Source organism: Brevundimonas guildfordensis, from assembly GCF_014836405.1.
GTDB lineage: Bacteria > Pseudomonadota > Alphaproteobacteria > Caulobacterales > Caulobacteraceae > Brevundimonas > Brevundimonas guildfordensis.
The window spans coordinates 1,647,361-1,668,967 of record NZ_JACSQU010000001.1; the positions used below are offsets into that span (position 1 = coordinate 1,647,361).

The 21,607-nt window shown below is 68.5% G+C and carries 20 protein-coding genes; 8 read left to right on the forward strand and 12 right to left on the reverse strand.

What is annotated here, in order from left to right:
• Positions 1–3 precede the first annotated feature (3 nt).
• Positions 4–849 carry a hypothetical protein gene (locus H9656_RS08015; protein ID WP_191743619.1) on the forward strand — a complete coding sequence of 282 codons (846 nt, stop codon included), beginning with the start codon at positions 4–6 and terminating at the stop codon, positions 847–849.
• Here H9656_RS08015 and rfbB read toward each other — a convergent pair.
• From rfbB to H9656_RS08030, 3 genes are read right to left on the reverse strand one after another with little or no spacing between them, the layout of a single operon-like run.
• The gene (gene rfbB / locus H9656_RS08020) at positions 818–1,873 is read right to left on the reverse strand and encodes a dTDP-glucose 4,6-dehydratase (RefSeq protein ID WP_191743620.1); all 1,056 of its coding nucleotides are present in this window, start codon (positions 1,871–1,873) and stop codon (positions 818–820) included. The genes H9656_RS08015 and rfbB overlap by 32 nt on opposite strands.
• 35 nt (positions 1,874–1,908) lie before the next feature.
• The gene (rfbC, locus tag H9656_RS08025; RefSeq protein ID WP_191743621.1) at positions 1,909–2,508 is read right to left on the reverse strand and encodes a dTDP-4-dehydrorhamnose 3,5-epimerase; all 600 of its coding nucleotides are present in this window, start codon (positions 2,506–2,508) and stop codon (positions 1,909–1,911) included.
• Positions 2,505–3,473 carry a cell wall hydrolase gene (locus H9656_RS08030; RefSeq protein ID WP_191743622.1) on the reverse strand — a complete coding sequence of 323 codons (969 nt, stop codon included), beginning with the start codon at positions 3,471–3,473 and terminating at the stop codon, positions 2,505–2,507. The genes rfbC and H9656_RS08030 overlap by 4 nt, the downstream gene beginning before the upstream one ends.
• A gap of 130 nt (positions 3,474–3,603) precedes the next feature.
• On the opposite strand from H9656_RS08030, the gene H9656_RS08035 reads away from it, so the two are divergent.
• Genes H9656_RS08035 through H9656_RS08045 form a run of 3 tightly spaced genes read left to right on the forward strand, consistent with a single transcriptional unit; the run spans position 3,604 to position 6,362 of the window.
• Positions 3,604–4,227, forward strand: coding sequence for a type II secretion system protein (locus tag H9656_RS08035; RefSeq protein ID WP_191743623.1), 624 nt, complete (start codon positions 3,604–3,606; stop codon positions 4,225–4,227).
• Positions 4,214–5,272 (forward strand): type II secretion system protein GspK, encoded by a 1,059-nt coding sequence (locus tag H9656_RS08040; RefSeq protein ID WP_191743624.1) that lies wholly within the window; start codon positions 4,214–4,216, stop codon positions 5,270–5,272. Before H9656_RS08035 ends, H9656_RS08040 begins: the two co-directional genes overlap by 14 nt.
• Positions 5,241–6,362, forward strand: a complete 1,122-nt coding sequence (locus tag H9656_RS08045) for a hypothetical protein (protein ID WP_191743625.1) — start codon at positions 5,241–5,243, stop codon at positions 6,360–6,362. Before H9656_RS08040 ends, H9656_RS08045 begins: the two co-directional genes overlap by 32 nt.
• A gap of 14 nt (positions 6,363–6,376) precedes the next feature.
• On the opposite strand, the gene H9656_RS08050 is transcribed toward H9656_RS08045, so the two are convergent.
• Entirely contained in the window at positions 6,377–6,841 is a 465-nt protein-coding gene (locus H9656_RS08050) for a pilus assembly FimT family protein (protein ID WP_191743626.1), read from the reverse strand.
• Positions 6,816–7,331 (reverse strand): type II secretion system major pseudopilin GspG, encoded by a 516-nt coding sequence (gene gspG / locus H9656_RS08055; protein WP_191743627.1) that lies wholly within the window; start codon positions 7,329–7,331, stop codon positions 6,816–6,818. The genes H9656_RS08050 and gspG overlap by 26 nt, the downstream gene beginning before the upstream one ends.
• Before the next feature lie 129 nt (positions 7,332–7,460).
• Here gspG and H9656_RS08060 point away from each other — a divergent pair, with 129 nt between their 5' ends.
• Genes H9656_RS08060 through H9656_RS08070 form a run of 3 tightly spaced genes read left to right on the forward strand, consistent with a single transcriptional unit; the run spans position 7,461 to position 10,890 of the window.
• Positions 7,461–8,096, forward strand: a complete 636-nt coding sequence (locus H9656_RS08060) for a hypothetical protein (protein WP_191743628.1) — start codon at positions 7,461–7,463, stop codon at positions 8,094–8,096.
• Entirely contained in the window at positions 8,093–8,554 is a 462-nt protein-coding gene (locus H9656_RS08065) for a hypothetical protein (RefSeq protein WP_191743629.1), read from the forward strand. The genes H9656_RS08060 and H9656_RS08065 overlap by 4 nt, the downstream gene beginning before the upstream one ends.
• A gap of 17 nt (positions 8,555–8,571) precedes the next feature.
• The gene (locus H9656_RS08070; protein ID WP_191743630.1) at positions 8,572–10,890 is read left to right on the forward strand and encodes a secretin N-terminal domain-containing protein; all 2,319 of its coding nucleotides are present in this window, start codon (positions 8,572–8,574) and stop codon (positions 10,888–10,890) included.
• A 2-nt stretch (positions 10,891–10,892) separates the two neighbouring features.
• On the opposite strand, the gene H9656_RS08075 is transcribed toward H9656_RS08070, so the two are convergent.
• The 4 genes from H9656_RS08075 to H9656_RS08090 form a co-directional block, all read right to left on the reverse strand.
• Entirely contained in the window at positions 10,893–11,312 is a 420-nt protein-coding gene (locus H9656_RS08075; RefSeq protein WP_191743631.1) for a type IV pilus modification PilV family protein, read from the reverse strand.
• The gene (locus H9656_RS08080) at positions 11,312–12,520 is read right to left on the reverse strand and encodes a type II secretion system F family protein (RefSeq protein WP_191743632.1); all 1,209 of its coding nucleotides are present in this window, start codon (positions 12,518–12,520) and stop codon (positions 11,312–11,314) included. Before H9656_RS08080 ends, H9656_RS08075 begins: the two co-directional genes overlap by 1 nt.
• Positions 12,521–12,530: 10 nt before the next feature.
• Entirely contained in the window at positions 12,531–14,303 is a 1,773-nt protein-coding gene (locus H9656_RS08085) for a GspE/PulE family protein (RefSeq protein ID WP_191743633.1), read from the reverse strand.
• A 155-nt stretch (positions 14,304–14,458) separates the two neighbouring features.
• Positions 14,459–15,865 carry a hypothetical protein gene (locus tag H9656_RS08090; RefSeq protein ID WP_191743634.1) on the reverse strand — a complete coding sequence of 469 codons (1,407 nt, stop codon included), beginning with the start codon at positions 15,863–15,865 and terminating at the stop codon, positions 14,459–14,461.
• 448 nt (positions 15,866–16,313) lie between these two features.
• Between H9656_RS08090 and H9656_RS08095 the strand changes: the two genes are divergently transcribed.
• A complete protein-coding gene (locus H9656_RS08095; RefSeq protein ID WP_191743635.1) occupies positions 16,314–17,111 on the forward strand; it encodes an alkaline phosphatase family protein in 798 nt (265 codons plus the stop codon).
• Here H9656_RS08095 and rfbA read toward each other — a convergent pair.
• The 3 genes from rfbA to H9656_RS14255 are packed head-to-tail and all read right to left on the reverse strand — an operon-like array spanning position 17,108 to position 21,428.
• Complete coding sequence (rfbA, locus tag H9656_RS08100) at positions 17,108–17,986, reverse strand: glucose-1-phosphate thymidylyltransferase RfbA (RefSeq protein ID WP_191743636.1); 879 nt, start codon at positions 17,984–17,986, stop codon at positions 17,108–17,110. The two genes, H9656_RS08095 and rfbA, sit on opposite strands and share 4 nt — an antisense overlap.
• Complete coding sequence (rfbD, locus tag H9656_RS08105) at positions 17,983–18,894, reverse strand: dTDP-4-dehydrorhamnose reductase (protein WP_191743637.1); 912 nt, start codon at positions 18,892–18,894, stop codon at positions 17,983–17,985. Before rfbD ends, rfbA begins: the two co-directional genes overlap by 4 nt.
• Entirely contained in the window at positions 18,894–21,428 is a 2,535-nt protein-coding gene (locus H9656_RS14255; RefSeq protein ID WP_191743638.1) for a glycosyltransferase, read from the reverse strand. Before H9656_RS14255 ends, rfbD begins: the two co-directional genes overlap by 1 nt.
• Between the last annotated feature and the right edge of the window lie 179 nt (positions 21,429–21,607).

Sequence of the window (21,607 nt, forward strand, 5' to 3'; positions counted from 1 at the left end):
GCCGTGCATCCGCCTCGCTGGATCATCATCCCGCCCTGCCCCGACCGACTCGACTGGATCGCCGCCGTCAAGGAAGCGGGCGCCGAACAGGGACTGTCGGTTGTCGATATCGACGCGGGCGGCGAGGCTGGCGACCTGGTCATCGCCAGCGATGCCGCCAAGGCGCTTAAGGCGAAGGTCGAGCCCCAACACCTGGCCGCCATCCTCAGCGACATCGGTATTCTGACGCCCGCGGTCGACGGCGCGCTCGTCACAGACAAGCTGCACGCCGGCGTGCGCTCGTCTTCCGAACTTTGGCGGCGCGCCCGGCAACTGCCGGCCGGGCGGGTCTTCCCCGCCCAGATGTTCGACGCCGGGCCGGTGGAGATCCTGTCGGGGCTTAAGCTGGCCCGGCCTGCGTCGACGGCCTCGGCCACCGCTCGCAACCGCGCTCTGGCCCAGGCGGTGGCGGTCTATGCGGACGGCCAAGCGCATTGGCTGGGCGAGATTTTCAACTACACCTCGCAGACCGTGCGCCATGAAGCAGAGCGCACGACGATTGATCTGACGGGGCGGCCGCGCTTTCTGATCTTCGGCCCGTATCTGACCCTGCCCACGGGACGCTGGAAGGCGGTTATCCGCCTCGGGTTCGATGACGCCGCGGCGCGATATCAGTATCGCGCAGACTGGGGCGAACAGGAGACCTACAGCTCGCACATCTTCCGCCCCCAACGTGAGGGGCTTTATGACCTGGAGATGGAGTTCGAATGGACCAAGCCCAGCGCCTGCGAAATGCGGTTGCTGGTGCTGGAAGGCGCATTCGACGGCGAGGTGATCTTTATGGGCGTTCAGCTAAGCCGAGCCGACTGAGCCCCGCGCTATCGACCAACGACGCCCACCAGTCGCGGTTGGCCAGATACCAGGCGACTGTCCGGGCCACGCCCTGCTCAAACGACGCTTCAGGCCGCCAGCCCAGCTCTGCGCGGATCTTTCCTGCATCGATGGCGTAGCGCCGGTCATGGCCGGGCCGGTCCTCCACCAAGGTGATGGCTTCGGCGTGAGGGCGGCCGTCCGGGCGAGGTTTGAGCTTATCCAGAGCGGCGCAAACGGCCGCCGCAACCTGCAAATTGGTGCGCTCTGCGTCGCCGCCGACGCAGTAGGTACGGCCCGGTTCGGCGCGCTCCAGCATCAGTCTCAGGGCGCGGGCGTGGTCGTCGACGTGCAGCCAGTCGCGCACGTTGGAGCCGTCGCCGTAGATGGGCAGGGGCTCCCCGGCCAAAGCCTTGAGGATCAGGGTCGGGATCAGCTTCTCGGGAAACTGGCGCGGACCGTAGTTGTTCGAGCAGTTGCTGATCACCACCGGCAGCCCGAACGTATGCCCCCAGGCGCGCACCAGATGGTCGGACGCCGCCTTGGACGCCGAATAGGGCGAGCGGGGGTCATAGGGTGTCGTCTCGTTGAAGCGCCCCTCGGCGCCGAGAGAGCCGAACACCTCGTCGGTCGAGACGTGCAGAAAGCGGAAGGCCTCGCGCGCGGAGCCAGACAGACCGCGCCAATAGGTCAGGGCCTGATCGAGCAGGACCTGGGCGCCGACCACGTTGGTCTGGATGAAGACGGCCGGGCCGTCGATCGAGCGGTCGACGTGGGTTTCGGCGGCCAGATGGGCCACGCGGTCGGGACGGAAGTCGCGGAAGGCGCCGGCCATGGCGACTGCATCGCCGATGTCGGCCTTCAGGAAATGAAAGCGGGGATGGTCAGCGACTTCGCTCAAAGAAGCCTCGACCCCAGCGTAGGTCAGCTTGTCGACCACCAGCACCTCGTCGCCGCGCGACAGAAGCTCGCGGACCAGGGCCGAGCCGATGAAGCCGGCGCCGCCGGTAAGCAATATCCGCACGAGCCTCTCCTTCGCCGACGCCGCATCTTCCCCGGCTAGCGGCTAGCGGTCGCCAGGTCCACAATCGACAGCATCGACGCTTCAGAACCGCGAAACGGGCTGGTCAGGTCCCGCAGGCGAGGCCAGGCGCGGTCGCGCTCGGCCAGCACCGCCTGATCCGCCTTCACAGGCCAGGGGATGTCCAGATCAGGGTCGTCCCAGGCCAGACCCGCCTCATGGGCCGGGGCGTAAGGGGCGGAGACCTTATAGGCCACCTCGGCGCCGGGCGTCAGGGTGACGAAGCCGTGGGCGAACCCCGGCGGGATGAACAACTGGTCGCCGCTGTCGGCCGACAGTTCGACGGCATGAGCCTGTCCAAACGTCGCGGCGCCGACGCGCAGGTCCACCGCCACGTCGAGAATCGCCCCGCGCAGGCAGCGCACCAGCTTGGCCTGGGCATAGGGCGGCGTCTGGAAATGCAGGCCGCGCACCACGCCCTGCGGCTCGGAGCGCGACTGGTTGTCCTGAACGAAGTCGCAATCGATGCCGGCGGCGGCGAAGCGGGCGCGGGACCAGGTCTCGGAAAACCAGCCGCGCGCGTCGCCGTAGCGCGGCGTCCTGAGCAGGACGAGCTGGCCAGAGGTTTCCAGCGTCATTGCGAAGCCGTGTCGGGGGTTTCGCTCGGGCCAGTCGAGGCCTGCCCGGCCAGGACGGCATAGGCGCGGTCCAGCGCCTCATTGCGCACGAACAGCAGGCGGGCGGGCGCGGCCTCGCGCTCATCGGCGCCGGGGGTCGAGCCGCCGTTCAGGGGCGCGCCGTAGAAGATGTGCGCGCCGATCTGGCGCACGCGGGCCAGACGAGCGCCCCACGAGGGTCGCACATAGTTGGCGTGATAGTTGACCGAGTTCTTGGGCAACTGGCTGGACGAGCGGCCTTCATGCACCTCACGCGCGATGCGCTCGGCGCGGGCCCAGGCGACCGCGTTGACCGGACGGCGGCCGATCGAGCCGTCGCAGGTGAAGGTGAACTGGCAGGTGCGGCTGTTGCGCTGATAGACCACTTCGCAGATCGACTTCGGATAGGCCCGGTGGCGAGATCGGTTGATCACCACCTCGGCGACCGCCGCCTGTCCCTCTTCGCTTTCGTTTCGGGCCTCATAGTAGACGGCCTGCGTCAGACATTCGAGATCGTTCTGCGGCATGCGCGGCGGGGTCTTCAGATCCAGCGTCGGCGGGACATAGCCGCCTGCGCGCCGGACGGCCGGGCGCGCGGCGCCGGCGTCATGGGCGGGAGGCGCGAAGGTCGCCGAAGGCTCGGCCTTGGCTATGGCGCGCGCCGGGCGCGGCGCACGCGCGGGCGGGCGCGGCGGGGCGTCCGTCAGACGTGCGCCCTTGCCTTCGTCCAGCATGGTCTGCAGCCGGGCGTTCAGGCGGGCGCGGCGGTCCGCGTCGGTTTCGGGCGCGGCGACCACCTCCGACAGATCTTGCGGCAACGGCGCGGAATGGGCGATCAGACGGGCCGAACCGGCCTGGGCGCGGTCCGGCGGCGTCAGGATGCTGACCCCCGCCCATGCCGCGCCGCCGAGGCTCGCCGCTATCAAGACCAAGGCGACGCCGCGCATCCCCTTCCCCCATAGAACTCAGCTTCTTCCTTACCAGTCTCAAAGAACGGCGAAAAGCAGAACTGATTGTTCAGAGCAGCGTGATGCCATTGTTGGCAGAGGTGACGGGACGCCCTATCAAGGCACGATCATGACGTCCGCCCGCCGCTCCGGCTTTTCCCTGATTGAAGCCCTGGTCGTGCTGGCGATCGGGGGCATGGCGCTGGCCGTCATCTTTTCGATCGGCATAAAGGCCGGCGACACGGGCTTTGCCTTGGGACGGCGCGCCATGTCCGCGGCCGACGCCGATGTGGCGATCAGCGACCTCCGCAGCATCATCCGCAGCCTGTCGGTGCGCCCGCCCGCCGCCATCATGGAGGGAGTGGACCTGCCGATCATCGGCGCGCCCGAACGCCTGGAGGGCGAGGCGGTCATGGAGCGCGCCACCGGTTGCGCGCCGCAAGGATGGGCCGGGCGACTGGTGCTGACCATCGAGGTGCAGGACGGCCGCCGCGTCGTCATGTGCGAGGCCGCGGGCCGCAGGACGCCGCTGCTGCCCCTGCCTGACGGCCGACAGGCGAGCCTGTCCTACTCGCAGGACGGCCAGACCTGGACGCCCTCGTTTGAGACGCCGCACGAGCGGGCGCTGGACCAGGAAGGCATGCGCAGCCGTCGCCTGTTCGTCCGGCTGAACGGCGGCCCGGACCTGGACGTGGTGGAAAGTGCCTCGTCCGGCAATCCCGGCCGATGGGCGAGGATCGATGCAGACTTCTAGATCCCAATCCCGCCCCCGGCGCCGCTCAGGCTTCGCCCTGCCCGCCGTTCTGGCGGTGACGGGGGTGGTGACGCTGATCTTCCTGGTGGCGATCACGGCCCTGGCCAGCCTGAGCGCCGAGGCCGCATCGGCCCGCGCGCGCGTCCGGTTTCTGCAAAGGGCGATGAGCGCCGAAGCCGCCTTGTCCTTCATGGCCGCCACCGAGCCGACGCGCGCCTATGGATTCGGCGTCAACGACCTGCGCCAGCCGCTAGAGATGGAAGGGCGTCAACAGGAGCCGTCCAACGCCTCCGGCGTGCCGGTCGAAAAGGTCGTCGCCGACGGGCGCCGCTATATGGTGGACGTGGGCGGACCGATGGTCCTGCGCCTGCAGGATCAGGCGGGCCTGATCAACACCGCCCAGTTGTTCGGCCAGCCGCATGAGCGGTTTCTGGAGGCGGCGGGCGTTCAGCCGGGCGAGCGACAGACACTGATCGCCCGCTATACGGACTACGTCGATTTCGACGACCTGAGACAGCCGAATGGGGCCGAGCGCTCCGACTACGCCGACGGCGGCCCGGCCAACCGGCGTCTGATCCGGCCGACGGAATGGCTGTCGATCCTGGGCGCGCGACAGGCGGTCGAGCCTAGGAAATGGCGCGCTCTACGCGACGCCCTGTCCGCCGATGCGACCGCCGCCACCCAGAATGTGAACACCGCCGGTCCGGCCGCCCTGGCGATCTGGTTCGGGCTGAACGACAGCCAGATCGAGACCGTGATGCGCGTGCGCGAGGAACGGCCGCTGACGTCCCTGTACGACGTGGCGTCCATGACCGGCGCCGTGCTGGACCTGGATCAGGAACAGATCTTCACCTACCCGTCAGGCGCGACCATCCTGACGCTTCACGACACGCGATCCGCCTGGGTCTATCGCGCGCGACTGACCCTGACCCCCTTTAGTCTGGAACAGCCGCTGTGGATCGACCAGACCGAACTGACAGAGGCCCCGAAGCGGGCCAGGGCCGACACAACCGATGCCATTCGACTTCCTTACGCCCCGCGTTGAGCGGTTGAGCGCCGACGGCGCCCTCAGCGTCGTCCATCCGGGCGGCGCGGTCGGACGCGTGCTGCGACGGCCGGTGCTGCTGCTGGCGCGCGATCTGTGCGCCTTCGGCCTGTTCAGCACGGCGGCCCTGCCGCGCCGGCGACGGCGGCAGGCGGCGATGCTGCACGCCCGGCTGGCGGCGCCCTATCTGCGGGCCGGGTCGGCGCTCAGCAAGGCGGGCGACGACTATGGCGTCTGGTGGTGGGACGCCGCGCGGGTCGAGGCTCTTCTGGCGGCGCAGCAAGAAATGCAGGGCGCGCCTGTCGTGACGCCCGAGACCCTGGCGCAACCGCGCGGCGAGGGCTGGCGCATCGTGCGCCTGACCCAGGGCTATGAGGCCCAGCTGTGGCGCGACAGGGCGCTGGTCGCCTCGGCCTGGCGGCGCGACCGCTATGACGCCGCCGCCTGGTCCGCCTTCGTGCGGTTGCAGCGCAACGCCGAGGCGGCGCCGGAGGCCCCGCCCGCGCCCAGCGACCTGCCGATCGCCTTCGACAATCGCGACGCCTTCGCCCTGGCGCCGGTGGAGCTGTCGCGCGAACAGCTAGCGCTGATGGTCGGCGGCGGGGCGGCCCTCGCCTCCCTGTGCTTCGCCGCCTTCCTGTTCGGCCAGAGCCGGGAACTGGCCAAGGATGTCGTCCGCGTCGAGGAACAGACCGCCGAAATCCGCGCCGCCACGCCCCAGGCCGAGGCCGTGCAACGCCTGAACGCCAGCCAGCAGAAGCTGGTCACCTATCGCCGCCTGGAGGAGCAGACCGGCCCGCTGAGCGCCGCCGGGGCGGCCATCGGCATCCTGGCGCTGCACGACCTGGCGCCCACGGCCCTGAACGCCGAGACGGAGACGCTGGAGTTCACCCTGCCCTACGAGGCCATCGGCAAGATCGCCCCGGTGGTCGCTGAGCTTGAGGGCTCAGGCTATTTTTACGCGGTGGAGCCGCGAACCGACAGTTCGGCGATGAACCTGACCGTGAAGATGCGGGTGCGCGAAGCGGCGCCGCCATTGACGCCCGAGGTGACCGCCGGGGCGGCGCCGACGTCCACCGCCCAGCCCTGAGCCGAGCGAACGCCCTAAGGCGTCACCGCTTGATAACGGATGAAACGGCAGGTTCCGTCTTCACTTCGCAAGGTCATGACCACCCGGTCCTGGTGGATCAGATTGGCGCTGGCGGTCGAACAGCCGCCGCCCTCGGCGACCGACAGGGCAGGCGACAGGGTGTAGCGCCACGGGGCGCGCAGCTCGATCAGCCGGTCGCCCTCGGCGACCGGCATGGCGGGGTCGATGATGCGCAGCGGCTCGCCGGTGCGGTTGGCTTCGCGCCGCAGGTCTGACACCTGGCGCTGGAACTCGAAGAAGACGGCGTGAGCCGCCGTCTGATCCAGCATCCGCGAGGTCGAGGGCATGATGATGGAGGCGCTGAGAGCGAAGATGGCCAACACCACCAGCACCTCCATCAGGCTGTAGCCCCCGCGCGCCGGATCAGCGGCGACGCTCGTGCTTAGGCGGAAATCAGCGCGCGGAATCGGACGAGACATCGGCGTTGACGCCCTCGCCGCCCTCCTGGCCGTCGGCGCCGTAGCTGATCACCCGGGCGCGGGCGTCGGGCGTAGGCTCGCTAGCGCTAGGCGCGGGCGGCGCGACATAGATGTAGGAACGGCCCCAGGGATCGGGCGGCAGGTCCTTGTCCAGATAGGGGCCCGACCAGCCGGGCGTCTGCTGGGCGTCGGCCTTCATCAGCAGGGTCAGGCCTTCCTGTTCGGTCGGCAGGCGGCCGATGTCGATGCGCATGGTCTCAAGCGCTGCTTCCAGCGAACGAATCTGCAAGCGGGCGGTCTGGGTCTTGGACTTGTCGAGCTGGGCGAACAGGCGCGGTCCGACCACCGCGGCGATCAGGGCGATGATCGCCAGCACGACCAAAATCTCCAGCATGGAATAGCCGGCGCGCGGCTGACGGCCGCTGGGCTGATGCGGCGAGGCCACGACGCACGAAAAACGGCGGTAAAGTCGGTTCAGACGACGAAGCATTGATCGACCACTTTAGATTTCTAAGCTGTTATGGGCGCTTAGCGATTGCTATAGCTGAGCGCGCATAGGGGGTCGATGCGAATTGCGGGCTCTGGCGCGCACGAGGGCGACGAAATTTTGCAAGGGTTCATGGCGGAAACGGCCGCATCGGCGCGCGCGTCGATCGAGACGCTGAAGGAGCGTCTGCAACGCACCACCATGCGTGAGCGCCTGCTGCTGGGCGGCCTGATGCTCGGCCTAGCCTTCTACGCTCCCGTCGCCGCTCTTGAAGCCCGCTCCACCCAAGCCGACGCCTATATCGACGCGCTGGGCGAGCAGTCCACGGCGCGGCTGACGGCGGCGGCGGCGCGCCGCATCGCCGACGGCGCGGCGGACCGGCTGGCGCTGGAAGACATGAACGCCTGGGGCTTCGAGGCCGCCAATCCCGCCGTTGCCCAGGTGCTGATTGAGCAGCGCCTGCTCGAAGCGCTGAACGCCGCCGGCCTGCCCAATGCGCGCATCGTCACCAACGCCAAGGTCGAGGCGATCGGCCCGACCCAGTGGCTGGACGTCGAGGTTCAGTCGGACCTGCGCTGGGACCCGGCCTTCGCCTTTATGGACAAGCTGGGCGAGTGGCCCGAGGGGTTCCGGGTCGTCGGCTTCCGCTATGAGCTGACGCCGCCCGGGCCGATGATGGTCGAGGACGGTCCGCCGCAGACCAGCGGCAAGCTGTGGTTGCGCCTGGCATTCCCGGTGCGGCTGACGGATGCGGGGACGCCGTCGTGAAGCCGCTGCTATGGGCGGCGCCGCCGCTGATCCTGATCCTGGCCTATCTGACCGGCGCGGCCTACCCCGGCCGCCCGGAGGAGCCACCTTCCGTCGTGCGCGGCCTGAGCGCCCAGCAGGGATTGAGCCTGCGGCCGGGCGAAGGCGCGATCGCAGCCGTGGCCTTCCTGAAGACGCTGCGGTCGGACCCGCCGCCCCCGCCGCCGCCGCCTCCGCCCCCGCCGCCCCCTCCTCCTCCGCCGCCTCCCGACGTGGCCGTAACCTTCCGCGCCGCCCTGCGCGGGGTCGGCCTCGATCCGGCGACCGGCGCCCGCCACGCCCTGGTGAGCGGCGCAGGCGGCGTCGCGCCCCTGGCTGAAGGCGCGGTGTTCGAGGACTGGCGCATCAAGGAAATCACGGCTGACGCCGTCACCCTGACCAAGGGACGCGAAACGCGCGTCGTGCGGGTGTTCGGTTGAGTATCGAGGATAATGGAATGTCGACGCTGACCACGGACCGCTGCTCTCGCCCGCGCGCCAGCCTGAGCGCGAACGCGACCCGCGCAAGCCTTCGCGCGGCGGCCGCGCTGGCGCCGATGATCGTCCTGGCCGGCTGCGCCGCCTTCCCCGACATGAAGAGCGTCGTCACGCGCCCAGACCCCCGGATCGAACGCTCGGCCACGGACGGACAGATCGGCGGCGACGTCGCCGCCGCCAACGGCCGCGCCCGCGTCCAGGCCAGCACGCTGAACATTCCGGCCCCGCCCGCACCGCCCGCCGCCACGCGCCAGCCCGCCACGCCCGAACAGATCGCGGCCCTGGTGTCGGACGAGACGGTTGACGCCAACCTGTCGCCCCAGTCGATCCCGCAGTTCGCCGCCACCGTATTCGGCGGCGTGCTGAAGACGCCCTTCACCCTTTCACCCGACGTGGCCAACCGCACTGAGATCGTCGCCGGCGGGAGCGGCGGCGCGATCAGCAAACGCGCCCTGTTCAGCCTGACCCAGCAGGCGCTGCGCCAGTATGGGGTCGAGGTCTATATCGATGGCGGCTTCGTCACGGTCGGCGCCACGCCCGAAACCTCGACCGGTGCCGACATCAATCGCAGCCGCGCCGCGCCCACCGCCGCCGGGCGCGTGGTGCAGTTCTTCAGCGTACAGACGATCGAGGTCAACGCGCTGCAAAGCCTGTTGCAGGACGTCTATCCCAATCTGCGCGGCGCGCGGATCACGCCGGATCCCCTGACCAACAGCCTGATCATCTCAGGCTCCGGCCGCGAGGTCGCACAGGTCGTGCGGGCCCTGCGCGAACTGGATCAGCCGCGCTTCGCCGGAACCCAGGTGCTGCGGGTCGAACCGTCGTTCTGGGGCACGGACCAGTTGGCCGCCTCGCTGGAACAGACGCTGACGACCGAAGGCTATATCGTCTCGCGCCAGGCCCTGGCCGGGCGCGCCCTGGTCATCCTGTCCTTCCCCGCCGCCAACCAAATCCTGATCTTCGCCCGCGACCCTGAGACGCTGGAGCGGGCCCGCTACTGGGTCGAAGCGCTGGATCAGCCCGCCGCGCTCGGGGACAAGGCCTCGACCTTCGTCTACCAGGTCAAGAACACCGACGCCGCCTCGCTGGGACAGCTGGCGATGGGCCAGAGCCCTTCAATGGCCCAGGCTCAGGCTCCGGTCGGAGTGCCGGGCGCTCCGCCCGCCTCGGAAAACAACCGGACGAGCGCCGGCCTGAACGGCGGCGGGGGGCAGGGTCAAGGCTCCCAGGGCCAGTTCATGAACGGCCGCGTCCTGACCGACCCCATCGGCAACCGCATCATCTTCACCGGCACCGCGACCGAGTTCGCCCAGTTGCGCAATCTGCTCAACACCCTGGACACCCCGGCGCCCCAGGTGGTGATCGAGGTGATGATCGCCGAGGTGACGCTGACCGATAAGACTTCGCTCGGCGTCAATCTGTTCGGTTCCGAAATGCGCGGCGACGGCCTGCTCACCGGCTCGACCGAAGGTCTGAAAATTGGCGGCGGCGGCCTGGTCCTGTCCTTCAAGGGCGACGACTTCCGCGCCAGTCTGGCGGCGGAGGCGTCCAACAACCGCGTCAACATCCTGCAGCGGCCGCAGCTGGTGGCGCGCAGCGGCGGCTCGGCCCGGTTCCAGGTGGGCACCGACGTGCCGATCATCACCTCGCAACGCGCCCTGGACACCCAGACCGGCGGCGACGGGACCGACGTGCTGCAAAGCGTGCAGTACCGCCAGACCGGTGTAATTCTGGACCTTCAGCCCGTGGTCTATGGCGACCGGGTCGACATCACGATCAGCCAGGAAATTTCGGAAGTCGGCGAATCCACGAACTCGGCCATCGCCAGCCCGCCGATCCTGAACCGCAGCCTGACCACCCAGATCTCGATCACCGACGGCTGGACCGGGGTGCTGGGCGGCCTGATCAGCAACAACTACTCCAAGACCAACACCGGCGTGCCCTTCATCAAGGACATTCCCCTGATCGGCTCGGCCTTCCAGACCAACAGCGTCAGCGGCAACCGGACAGAACTGGTGATGCTGATCACCCCCTATGTCATCCGGGGCGACGAGGACATGGCCGACATGGCCGACAGCCTGTCGCGCGACATCAACGCCGCCTTCCGCACCGGACGCGGCTGGTCCTATACGCTGACGCCCTTCTCGGTCGGCTATGGGGTGCGGGGCGTCGGCTTCGATCTGCCGGGGCCCAATCGCGCCTCGGAGCGACGTCGGGCGACGACGGACGCCGCGCCGGAGGAGATGGTCGAAGAGGGGCTGGTCCCGGCTGAGGACTGAGCTCAGCCCTCGATCTCCAGCCGACGCCAGCCCAGGCGGTCAAACACCAGAGGCGCGGGCGACCGGCCGCCCTGGCGCTCGACGCCCACCGTCACCTGATAGAGTTGCACCTCAAAGGCGCCGTCGCCGGCGGGAAAGCCCGCGTTGAGACGGCGCTCGCTCTTGGCCTCGGCCGACCAGGTGACGACGTCGCCGCCCGGCAGGGCGATCCGGCCATAGGGTTCGGCCATCGGATTCAGGTGCCGCGTCAGGGCCAGGGCGTTCTCCTGGGCCGCCACCTGTTCGATGGCCAGAGCCGCGCGCTGTTGACCGCGCGCCATCTGGATCTGCAGCTCGAAGATCGCCATTAGCGTCATCGAGGCGATAGCCAGCGCGACCAGCGCCTCGATCAGGCTGAACCCCTCACGCCCCCGCGCCCGCATCAGACGACGCCTTCGTAGACGCTCGACAGGGCCAGAACGAGGGACAGGGCGACGAAGCCGACGACGATGGAGATGACGGCGATGGCCATCGGCTCCAGCAGGGAGGTCATCCGCTTCATGCGGTCGCGCAGGCGCGCCTCATAGTTGTCAGCCATGAAGCCGAACATGGCGCCGACCGCGCCCGACTTCTGGCCCGCGCGCAGCAGGCTGAGGTCCATCGCCTCCAGGCGGGTGTGGGCGCCCAGCGAGGCGTCCAGCGTCATCCCGGCCTTCAGGTCGCTTTCCAGCAGGTCGAGCCCCTGACGGAACGGCCCGATCGGCACCGCCGCGCGCGACAGAGCCGCCGCCGACAGCAGGGGCACGCCGTTGTTCAGGGCGAAGGCCGTCAGCCGCGCCCACGACGCGATCTCGCGCGACTGGATCACCGGGCCGACGACCGGCAGGCCGTGCGCGGCCGTATAGGCGCGCTCGCGGAAGGCGGCGTTCTTGACGATCAGGACGATGGCCGCGATCATCAGCGCCGCCGTCACCGCCACCACGCCCAGATTGGCGTTGGCGAACTCCCCGGCCTGCAGGACCCAGCGCGACATGGCGGGGATGTTCTCGCGGTCGTCGCCGATCATGGAGCCGAAGCGCGGCACAACCTGGGTGAAGATGAAGCCGACGGCCGCCACCCCGGCGAAGCACAGGAAGGCCGGATAGGTCATGGCGTTGGCGAAGTCGCGCTGCAGCCGGTCCTCATAGGCCATCTGCTCGGCGGCCTCTTTCAGCACCTCGGCGATGCGGCCCGACGCCTCGCCGACGCGGGCCATGGCGTAGACGTAGTCGGGAAAGCCCGGCGCGTGTTCCTCCAGGGCGTCGCCCAGCGATTCGCCGCGTCGCAGGGCGGCGATAGCGGCCTGGAACTGGCGGCGGCCTTTACGCGCCTGCATCCCCTGAGCGACCGTGTCCAGCGCCTCCAGCAGGGAGACGCCCGCCTCCAGCATCAGCGCCATCTGCCGCAGCACCAGCACCCGCTCGGCGGTCTTCAACCCGCGCTCGCGCCCTTCGGCCTTGGGCGCGGCGGCGGGGCGGATGCGCACGACCGTCAGGCCGTCGGCGGCCAGGCGGCGCATGGCCAGCGCCTCGTCGGCGGCGCCGACCAGCCCCTTGACCATCCGCCCGTCGCGACCGGCGGCCTCATACTGGAAGGTCAGCTGGTCGGTCATGCGGCGCGGCTCACTGGCCGCCTCCGGCGATGCGATATACCTCGGACAAGGCGGTCTGGCCGAGGCGGGCCTTCAGCCAGGCGTCGTCGGCGAAGCTGAGGAAGCCTTCGCTGCGGGCGGCGGCGGTCAGCTGGTCCTCGTCGGCCGAGGCGCGCAGGCCGCCGATCAGGGCCGGCGACATCGGCGCCAGCTCATAGACGCCCAGACGGCCGCGGAAGCCGCTGTGGCCGCATTTGGCGCAGCCGACGGGCTCCATCCAGCGGGCGGGCTCAGCCTCTGCGACAGCGCGCAGATGGGCCGGAACGCTCTGTTCGTGCGCGGCGGCCTCGGCCGGGGTCGAGGGGCGGGCGCAGTCGTCGCACAGGCGGCGGATCAGGCGCTGGCCGGCCACGCCGCGCATGACGTCGGCCAGCAGGTAGTCCTCGATGCCCAGGTCCAGCAGACGCGGAATGGCGGCCAGGGCGGTGTTGGTGTGGACGGTGGAGATGACCATGTGGCCGGTCAGGGCGGCCTGGACGGCGATGCGCGCCGTCTCGGGGTCGCGGATTTCACCGATCATGATGACATCGGGGTCCTGACGCAGGATGGAGCGCAGGCCCGCCGCGAAGGTCAGGCCGATCTCGGAGCGAACGCGGACCTGGATCACGCCGGGCAGGTCCAGTTCGACCGGGTCCTCGACGGTGATGATCTTGCGCTCGCCGTCGTTCAGGTGGGTCAGCAGGCGATAGATGGTGGTGGTCTTGCCCGAACCGGTCGGGCCAGTGATCAGGAAGACGCCGTTGGGGTGTTCGGCCAGACGCAGGAAGCCGGCTTCCTGCTGCGCGCTGACGCCCAGTTCGGACAGCTGCGGCAGGCGGCTGGTCTTGCCCAACAGGCGCAGGACGATGGATTCGCCCCAGGAGCACGGCAGGGTCGAGACGCGCAGGTCGACTTCCTGACCCGAGACGCGGATCGACTGGCGGCCGTCCTGCGGCAGGCGGCGCTCGCCGATGTCCATGCCGCTGAGCAGTTTGATGCGCGAGCAGACGGCGTCGAAATTGGAGCGCGGGGCGCTGCGGGCGGTGGTCAGGACGCCGTCGATGCGCATCCGCACCAGAAAGCGGTCCTCATAGGGCTCGACGTGAACGTCCGAGGCGCGGCGGGTCAGGGCTTCGGCGAAGATGGCGTTGACGAAGTCGATGACCGGCGCTTCCTGCGCCAGTTCGCGCAGGCGGGCCGCGTCGGCGCCGCCGCCGCCCAGAGCGGGGTCGAGGCCCGGCGACTGATCCTGGCTGAGGTCGTCGGTCAGCGCCTCGATCAGGGAGCGGGGGGCCAGGAAGAAGGCGATGGGTTCGGCGACGGCCTGGGCGAGACGTTCAGCCAGGGCGGGGTCCAGCGGCTGGACTGCGGCGCACAGGATGCGGCCGGGGGCGGCCGGGTCGTCGGCCGGGGCGTCTTCGCGCCAGGCGACGGCCTCGCGCTCGGCCCACCAGGCCAGGGGCGAGCCGATCTGGTCCATGAAGGCGCGGACGCGTTCAGGCGCCGGGCCCTGCTCGGGCGCGAGGATCGGCAGGTCCAGCTGGTCGGACAGGACGTCCAGAAGCTGGGCTTCGGACAGGGCGCCCAGGCGCACCAGGTTCAGCCCCAGAAGGCCGCCGTTCTGGGCCTGAAGCGACAGGGCGTTGGCGACGTCGGCGGGCCGCACCAGGCCGCGCTCGACCAGCAGTTCGCCCAGGCGCGGACGATCCGCGCGGGGCGGCGGCGGCGCGGCGACCCGGTCAGATTTCACGGAAGGAGCGTTCACAGTCACCTGTCCGCTGTAACGACAGAAGCGAACGCCGTCCACCGGAGCGGGCACAGGAATGACAGCGGAATCGAAAGCGCGCTGACAGGGGCTTTGCGCAAAAGAAAAGGGAGGGCGCGAGGCCCTCCCTTCCCAGTTCAGACTTAGGTCTGGACTTAGTTCGCCGGCGGCGTAGCGCCCAGCGAGTTTTCGTAGATCTGGCCGTTCGACTGGGTCGTGCGGACCTTGGCCGACATGCCGTCAGCGCGGCTTTGGACCGTGACCATCAGGTCGCCGTTGGCGGCGGTGGTGCCGAAGGCGGTCTTCAGAGCCGAGCCGGTGACCGACACGAACGTGCCCGGAGCGATCGACGGGATCGTGTAGGAACCCGTGGCGGCCGTGCCGTTGCTGGCCTTCAGGCTGACGATGACCGGACCGATGGCGGCCGTGCCGTTGTTGGCCAGACGCAGCGTCGAGTTGGCGCTGGCGTTGTTCAGGGCGAACCACGGAGCGTAGAAGTTGGTGCCGTCCAGGCCGATGGTGACCAGGTCCAGGCTCTGGGTAGCCGAGCCAGTGAAGCCCGTCTTGAACTCAGGCTCCAGGTCGACCGAGTAGACGCCCTGGTGGACGGCCACAGCGCCGGCGCCGACGTTCGACAGAACCAGCGTGCCCGCGGCCAGATCCGTGGCGTCCAGCTCATAGACAGCCGAGGTGTCGGTCAGCGAAGCGGCCACAGGCGTCTCGCCAGCGAGGGTCGCGCCCAGCGCCTTGACCTGCGGGCCCGTGACGGTGGCTTCAGCGCCTTCCAGCACGTCGCCGAGACCCAGGGCAGCGGCGCCAGACAGATCCTTGCGGATGCCGGCGTTCACGGACAGGCCCAGAGCGTTCGAGATCACGGTGTCGCCCGTGGCGCTGCCGGGGGCGGCAGCGGTGCCGGCGACCTTGAAGGTCTTGAAGTCCGGCAGCATGGCCATGGCGTTGTAGGTGTCGGTCGTCGAAGCCTTCAGGACCGGCTTGAACTGAACGATCTTGGTGGCGGCGACGTTGGTCACCGTCTGCGTGAAGCCGGCGATGGTGACGTTGGCCTGAGCGGCGATCGAGACGTCGGCCTTGCCGGTCACCTTCAGGGCGATGTTGTTCAGCGTCAGGGCGTTGATGTTCGAGCCGCTCAGACCGCCCTTGTATTCCACGTGGAAGGTCACCGACTTCTTGTCGGCGGCCATCACGACCAGGCCCGTCGTGGCGATGGCGCCGTTGGCGGCGACCAGATTAGCCTGCGTGAAGGGGCCGGCGAACTCGGCCGGGCCCGTCAGGGTGAAGGTGACGGCGAAAGGCGCGACGGCGTCAGCAGCCAGGTTGACCGGCGAGTCCAGACCAATCGTGAGGTCCGTGGAGCCTGCGGTCGACACGATGCCGGCAGCGGCGATGTCGGCCTCGGTCGCCACGGCGTAGGGCACGAGGTCCGCGACCGGGAACAGGTTCACGGTGCTGATCTTGCCAGCGGTGATGTCAGCAGCCTGACCGGCGCCGGCGAAAGCCAGCGCGCCCAGGGCGGCGGCGGCGAGAAGAAGCTTCTTAGTCATGTCGGATCTGGTTCCCCAAGAGACTTATGAATGGACGGCGCCATTGCGTGAACGCCTTTCGGCCACAGTTCAGACCCCCCGAGAGGACATGGCTGCGTCCATGGCTCGACGTTTGTATCTCGGCATTCTGCGAAGGGTCAAGAGAGATATCGCGGCTCTCTAGCCGGTATTTTTCCACTGTCATTAAGTGGTTATTGGGAAATTATAAATTGACCTAGGTTCATCGAATCAATTTCACCAATCTTAGAAATTCGGTATCAATGTTCGAGAACATGGGTTTGCGCATTCCTACTGTCAAGCTTAGACACATTTCCGTTGCATAGAGGCCGCTGTCCTCGCTCCATCGGGCTGCGCTGGCGACGCCCGCCCTTGCGCATGGGCGGCAGAGGCGTCAAAGCCGCCGCATCAGAACGTCTGCGCCGACGTTCGCGGCCGCGCCTGAGCACAGATGAATCCTGACAGCGTCCTGTTTCTATCCCTCGACTCGTGTCGCCACGACGCCTTTGCGGCGGCCGATGCGCCGGCTCTGAACGGAATCGGTCGGGTGCGACGAGCCAAAGCCCCGTCGCATTTCACCTTTGGCTCGCACGCCGCCATGTTCGTGGGCTTCACCCCCGGCGTGGCCGAAGAGCCGACCCCCTTCTTCAATCCGAAATTCGCACGGTTGTTCAGGCTCAACTACGCGGGGCATCCTGGGTCGGCGCCGCCGGGCTTCCTGCTGAGCGGCGACAATATCGTGGACGGGTTCCGCAAGGCCGGACACCGCACCATCGGCACGGCGGCCATGGGGTGGTTCGATCCTGCGACGGCGGTGTCCGCCACGCTGAGACAGGGATTCGACGCCTTCCGCTTCGTCGGCGGTCGGGGCGTGCGCACGCAGGTGCAGTGGATCGAGGAGCAGATGGCGGCGGCGGGCGACGCCCCGGTGTTCGTCTTCGCCAATATCGGCGAGACCCATGTGCCCTATCACCATGAAGGCGCGCCCTGGTCGCGGGACGACAACCCCTGCGTGCCCTTCCAGACCGAAGACCGATCGGCCGAGTGCCGGCGACGGCAGATCGCCTGCGTCGAATATGTGGACCGCCAGGTCGCGGGCCTGATCGAGCGGTTTCACGGGGCGACCATACTGATGTGCGCGGACCATGGCGACTGCTGGGGCGAGGACGGCCTGTGGGAGCACGGCGTCTCGCACGAGATGACGCTGACGGTGCCCCTGGCGATCCGCTATCGCGGACGCGCGCTCTAGCCCGCCGTCAGCAGCCCCCTCAGATAGGCCCCATAGTCGGCGCCCCCGAAGCTGTCGGCCAGGCGGGCCAGCTGGGCGTCGTCGATCCAGCCCATGCGCCAGGCGACCTCTTCGGGGCAGGCGATCTTGAACCCTTGGCGCTGCTCAAGCGTGCGCACGAAGGTCGCGGCGTCCAGCAGACTGTCGGGGGTGCCGGTGTCCAGCCAGGCGAACCCTCGGCCGAGGCGCTCGACGCCCAGCCGGCCCTGCTCCAGATAGCCGCTGATCAGGTCGGTGATCTCCAACTCGCCGCGCGCCGAGGGGCGCAGGCTGGCGGCGATCGCCGGCGCCTGGCCGTCGAAGATGTAGAGGCCCGTCACCGCCCAGGGCGAGCGTGGGTTCGACGGCTTTTCCTCGATGGTCAAGGCGCGCCCCTGCCCGTCCAGCTCGACCACGCCGTAGCGGCGCGGGTCGGACACCCGATAGGCGAAGACCACCGCTCCGCGCCGCGCGTCTAGCGAACGGCCGGCCTGGGCGAAGACCCGCCCGGCCTCATGACCATGGAACAGGTTGTCGCCCAGGATCAGCGCCGAGGGGCCGCCGTCCACGAAATCCGCGCCGATGCGATAGGCGTCCGCCAGACCGCGCGGCTCATCCTGCACGGCGAAGGAAAGGTCGAGGCCCCAGCGTCGGCCGTCGCCCAACAGGGCGCGAAACGCCGGCTGGTCGCGCGGCGTGGTGATGATCAAGACCTCACGAACGCCGGCCAGCATCAGGGTGGTCAGGGGGTAATAGATCAGCGGCTTGTCATAGACCGGCATCAGCTGTTTGGAGACCGCCGTGGTCATCGGGTGCAGGCGCGAGCCGGCTCCGCCGGCGAGGATGATGCCCTTCATTGCGTCGCCCCTACGATGCGCCCGCTGCGGGCGGCCCTGATCTGATCCACGACCTCTTGCACCGCCTCGCGCCAGTGGCGGGGCCGATAGCCCGCAACCCGAGCGAAGACCTCGCCCGTCATACGGCTGTCGGACGGGCGACGCGCCTTGCTGGCGAAAGCGGCGGCGGGGACCGCGCGCAAGCGGGGCGTCGAGGTCTCGGCGCTGGCGGCCCAGGCGGCGAACACAGCCTGGGCCAACTCATGACGGCTAGCCGAGCCCTCATTGACGAAATGCAGGATGGGCTCGGCGCCGAAGCCGCCTGTCTGCAGACGAACCGCGATTAGACGCAACAAACCCTCCGCCAGATCATTCGCGGCCGTGGGCGAACCGACTTCGTCGGAGACGATATCCAGTTGATCGTCGCCGACCCGGTCCAGAATCCGCGTGACGAAGTTGCGCCCCTCCCCATCGAACAGCCAGGCCGTCCGCACCACCACAGCGTCGGACGTCGCCGCCAGAACCGCTAGTTCGCCCGCCCGCTTGGACGCTCCGTACACGTTGAGCGGCTGCGTGCGCGCCGTCTCCTCATGCGGCCCCGGGCCGCTGAAGACGAAATCCGTCGAGACATGGATCAGGGGAACCCCGGCCGCTCGCGTCGCCTGCGCCAGCACGGCCGGCCCCAGGGCGTTGACCCGGAAAGCCTGAGCCGGAACGTCTTCGGCCCCCTCTACATCGGTGAAGGCGGCCGCATTGATCACGGCCGCCCAGGGCCGCTGGTCCAGAATTCGGCCGACGCTTTCGAGGCTGCAGACGTCGCACTCTGTCCGGCTGACGACGTGAACCCGCAGACCGGCAGGCGGAGCGGCGCGGCTCAGGGCGCGGCCAAGCTGGCCTTCGCCGCCCGTCACCAGAATGTCCCTGACCATCAACGCGGCGGCCGGAGGCGGTGGAAGGGGCGGCTATCGCGCGAGAAATGACCGTTGAACCAGCGGTCGCGCGCAAACACCTGGCCCCAGCGAGACAGAAGCCGGGCGTTGGCGCGCGCGGCGACCTTGCGCTTTTCTCCATCGCGACTGTAGCCGCGAGTGACCGATTCCAGGTGATAAAGCGTCGCGCCGGGCGTGTAGAGCACCCGGTAGTTGCGGTCCCATGCTCGCAGGCAGAGGTCGACGTCGTTGCCCTCGACCGGGAAACTGGCCGGGTCGAATCCGCCAAGCTCTTTGAACTTGCGCGCCTCCATCGCCATACAGGCGCCGGTGACGGCGATGCTGGCGTGCGTCAGGGCGTGGCGTCCCATATAGCCGCCGTCCGCGCCGGGGGCGCCGACGCCTTCGTGAACCAGGAAACCGGACACGCCCTCGCGCCAGACGAACCCCGCGTGCTGAATGGCGCCATCGCGATACAGAAGACGCCCGCCGACGACGCCGATCTCAGGACGCATGGCTTCGCTGCAAAGGACATCGATCCAGTCCGGGCTGATCACCACCGTGTCGTTGTTAAGGAAGACCAACACCTCGGCCTGAGTTTCGCCGGCCGCCAGATTGTTCATCAGCGCCCAGTTGAAGTCTCCCGCGTACGGCAGCACCTTGACGGCGCCCCGCGCTTGAAGCTCATCCAGATAAGCCCGCGTGTCGGGGTCGCGAGACTCATGATCGATGATGATGATCTCGATGCGCGTACGGTTCGCGTCGCGGTTCTTTTCAATGCTCTCGATACAGGGGCGCAGGAGATCCAGACTGTCCTTGGTCGGGATGATGACCGCAGCCGTGCCGGACGCCTGGCGCCGCAGACGAACCGCCCAGGGAAGCGACGCCCCCAGGATGTCGTCGAAAGGCTCCACCTTCACGCCCGGCACGCCCTCATAGGCGCGCTTGACGCAACTGAGCCACACCTGCGCCTGCTCGGCGTCATCATAGGCCACGCTGACCCTGCGGCTGAAAATCACGCGCTCCACATGGCCGACCTGGTCAGGCGACAAACCGGCGCGCAGCAGTGCGTCCTGCGGCGCCAGCCCTGCAGCGGCCGCAGATAGCCCGACCTTACGCAGCACCGCCCCCGTCAAAGCCGTCAGCCGACCGACATAGGGTGTCTGCGCCAAGAGGTCCGGATCAAATCCCGGCTTGAACAGGGGATCTCGGTGGGCCGCCTCTCCGACCGCGCCTTCGGCGTCATCGAAAGAGTCCTCATCGCCATAGGCGGCCAGCACCTCGGCCGGACGCATGGCTTCAACCAGACGCACCAGGGCGTCGGGAGCGCACACGCCGCTCGCAGGGGCGAAGACGACTGTCTCGTCCGCGCTGAGGCCGTTCAGGAAGCCTCGCATGTCGTCAACGAACAGACTGGCGCCGCGCGCCTTCAGCGCCCGACCCGTGGTCCACTCGATACGCTGTCCGACGTCGCGGATGAAGGGTTGAGACTCGACTCCAGCGCCGATGACGGCAAGCGTCCAACGCACCCCGCCCACCTGTCCGGCCAAGGCCAGCAACGCCTCTTCGATCGCAAACTGATCGACGCCCTCAACGTCCACCACCACTGTGACGGGCGCATCGTCCGGCCCGGCCACGACATGTCCCGAGCCTCCCGCCCGATAGACCGCCTCATAATAGGCTGGGTAGGCCTGCGGATCGAACGGGTCGTTTCGATCCTCGGCCGCGATGCGCGCTTCAATCTTGGCGAGGGCGGCGCGCACGGCTTCGAGTTCTTGCTTGAGCACCTGCGCTTGGGTCGGCGAAGGCGTCCTCGCCGGTCGTTCCAAACGCTGCAGCAGTCGCCCGCTTGGTCCATCGACGATCTCGAGCCGATGCGCCCGGTTATCCGGCAGACCATGCGGCGTCTCGATGAAGAACCCGGTCCTTCCCTCGCCCCCGAATCGATCCTGAATATCGCGTCGGAAGCGGTCTACCGGCGCGGCGGCGACGAAATCGCCATCGACCCAGAGCTCCACAGTCGAGCCGCGGTCCGGCGTTTTCGGGTTCACCGACCAGCCTCGCACGCCGCCCGTGGTGATTTCGTCCACGGCGCCGACACGCATGAAGCGCTCCGGGTCCTGCGCCATCTTCGCCAGGCGGTCGCGCACATCATCACTGAACACGTGCGCGGAGGCCTCAAAGGAGGCGCGGAACGCGGCATCATCAAAAAGGACGCTGTAAAGCGCGGACCATCCGCGTGCCCTATCGAGCAGGGGAACGGCCGACGGCTCCAGCGGCAAGGTCGCTTTCACCCAGTCTAGCAGCCCTTCAGGAAGGGGGTCACGAAGCTCTTCCAGCGGTATGCCGCGCTCGAGTTTCTCGATAGCGGTCGAGCGGAACTCGCCAGACTGGAAAAAGTCGGAAAGCAGCCAGCCTATCGGCTTGCCCTCGCGTTCGATCAGGCGTTCCTCAACTTCGTGGGCTCGGCCCAGAACGAGCTTATAGATCCAGGCGACATCGCTCTTTGACGCTGTCTTCTCGTCGTGTTCCACCGTGAATCCTTCCACCAGACAGGGCGCCTGCAGAGCCGTTCGTAACGTCAAGCTAGCGACAACGTAAAGCGCTTCTCCAACTCCATATAGCAGACCCTGCGCGCCGTCCGGATCCTACCGCCGATCAAGGCGTCTGAGGCGCCGCCCCGCGCCAGACCGAGCGCCCGGCATTCGACCGG

What these genes read in the sequence shown, in the direction of transcription:
- rfbC (WP_191743621.1), bottom strand. Translation starts at nt 2,508, where the DNA reads ATGACGCTGGAAACCTCTGGCCAGCTCGTCCTGCTCAGGACGCCGCGC.
- H9656_RS08030 (WP_191743622.1), bottom strand. Translation starts at nt 3,473, where the DNA reads ATGCGCGGCGTCGCCTTGGTCTTGATAGCGGCGAGCCTCGGCGGCGCG.
- H9656_RS08035 (WP_191743623.1), top strand. Translation starts at nt 3,604, where the DNA reads ATGACGTCCGCCCGCCGCTCCGGCTTTTCCCTGATTGAAGCCCTGGTC.
- H9656_RS08040 (WP_191743624.1), top strand. Translation starts at nt 4,214, where the DNA reads ATGCAGACTTCTAGATCCCAATCCCGCCCCCGGCGCCGCTCAGGCTTC.
- H9656_RS08045 (WP_191743625.1), top strand. Translation starts at nt 5,241, where the DNA reads ATGCCATTCGACTTCCTTACGCCCCGCGTTGAGCGGTTGAGCGCCGAC.
- H9656_RS08050 (WP_191743626.1), bottom strand. Translation starts at nt 6,841, where the DNA reads ATGTCTCGTCCGATTCCGCGCGCTGATTTCCGCCTAAGCACGAGCGTC.
- gspG (WP_191743627.1), bottom strand. Translation starts at nt 7,331, where the DNA reads ATGCTTCGTCGTCTGAACCGACTTTACCGCCGTTTTTCGTGCGTCGTG.
- H9656_RS08060 (WP_191743628.1), top strand. Translation starts at nt 7,461, where the DNA reads ATGGCGGAAACGGCCGCATCGGCGCGCGCGTCGATCGAGACGCTGAAG.
- H9656_RS08070 (WP_191743630.1), top strand. Translation starts at nt 8,572, where the DNA reads ATGTCGACGCTGACCACGGACCGCTGCTCTCGCCCGCGCGCCAGCCTG.
- H9656_RS08075 (WP_191743631.1), bottom strand. Translation starts at nt 11,312, where the DNA reads ATGCGGGCGCGGGGGCGTGAGGGGTTCAGCCTGATCGAGGCGCTGGTC.
- H9656_RS08080 (WP_191743632.1), bottom strand. Translation starts at nt 12,520, where the DNA reads ATGACCGACCAGCTGACCTTCCAGTATGAGGCCGCCGGTCGCGACGGG.
- H9656_RS08090 (WP_191743634.1), bottom strand. Translation starts at nt 15,865, where the DNA reads ATGACTAAGAAGCTTCTTCTCGCCGCCGCCGCCCTGGGCGCGCTGGCT.
- H9656_RS08095 (WP_191743635.1), top strand. Translation starts at nt 16,314, where the DNA reads ATGAATCCTGACAGCGTCCTGTTTCTATCCCTCGACTCGTGTCGCCAC.
- rfbA (WP_191743636.1), bottom strand. Translation starts at nt 17,986, where the DNA reads ATGAAGGGCATCATCCTCGCCGGCGGAGCCGGCTCGCGCCTGCACCCG.
- rfbD (WP_191743637.1), bottom strand. Translation starts at nt 18,894, where the DNA reads ATGGTCAGGGACATTCTGGTGACGGGCGGCGAAGGCCAGCTTGGCCGC.